Below are 1121 nucleotides of genomic sequence, written 5' to 3' on the forward strand. Positions count from 1 at the left end.
CGCCCGACACCGTCGCGGTGACGGCGTGCAGCAGCAGCGGCGCGAGAAACAGCGCGAGCACGGCGAGGGGACTGCTCGCGACGCCAACGAAGCCGGTCCCGGTCGCGGAGAACGCCGCCCGGCCGAGCGTGAGTTCCGGCAGGCCGACCACCTGCACGACCGCAGTGAGCTTCTCGCCCACGAAGAAGCCCAGCCCGGAGAGGCCGCCGACGAGCAGCGTCACTTTCCCGGTCCGGGCGAACGTCCCGGTCCGGAAGCCGGCGTAGAGATGGGCCGACTTCGCGATCTCCTCGATGCCGGCGATCGCGACCAGCAGCAGCGGGACACTCACCGATATCGGAAGCGCGAACAGCAGCGCGACGACGAGTAGCTCCGCGACGAACACGAACGGGATCGCCAGCGCGGAGAGCGTCGCGGCCGAGCGCGCGCCCGCCAACCGGGCGTCGAGCGCGTCGAGCAGCTTCAGCGGCACCGAGCGCTGGGTGAACATGTCCTCCTCACGGTAGACGCCCAGCCCGAGCAGGAACAGCGTCCCGCCGGCCAGCAGCGGCGGGCCAGTCGAGAACGCGAACTGCGCGGGCGTGACCGCGATCCCCTGCAGGTCCCGGACCACCACCGTCAGCGGCGAGATGAACGCGACCGGCGTGACGTTCGCGAAGATGGCGGGCACGAACGCGTAGGCCGTCAGGAACACCGATAGCGTCACGGTGACGAACGTGAGCTCCTTGAACGACCGGGCGAACATCCCGCCGACGAAGGTGCCCGCGAGGTACAGCACCGCCAGCGGGACCACCGCGAGCACCGAGGCCGCGCCGATCTCGCCGCCGCCGACCGCGAGCGCGACCACGATCGAGACCGCGACCGACGCGAGCAGGTACGGCAGCGTCTTCCCGGCCACCACGTCGCCGGGTTCGACGGGCACGACCAGCAGGAGTTCGCCCCGGCGACCGATCCGTTCGTCGAGAATCGTGCTCCCGTACGCCTGCGCGACGAAGTTCAGCGGTACGAGAAAGGCGAACGCGAGGATCAGCGACGCGAACGGGAACGGCGGCCGGATGTCCGCGGGCGACCCGCTCGCCGGGTCGGGGAACAGCGCGTCGCCGACGTTCGGGATCGCGGAC

Annotated in this window: 1 protein-coding gene; it reads right to left on the reverse strand. The window is 71.0% G+C overall.

The features are described from left to right. Window positions 1-1121, reverse strand: a 1121-nt coding sequence (locus ACFR9S_RS13260; protein ID WP_459077209.1) for an ABC transporter permease, incomplete at both ends; no start/stop codon positions are given.

Source organism: Halolamina salina (assembly GCF_042678005.1).
GTDB lineage: Archaea > Halobacteriota > Halobacteria > Halobacteriales > Haloferacaceae > Halolamina > Halolamina salina.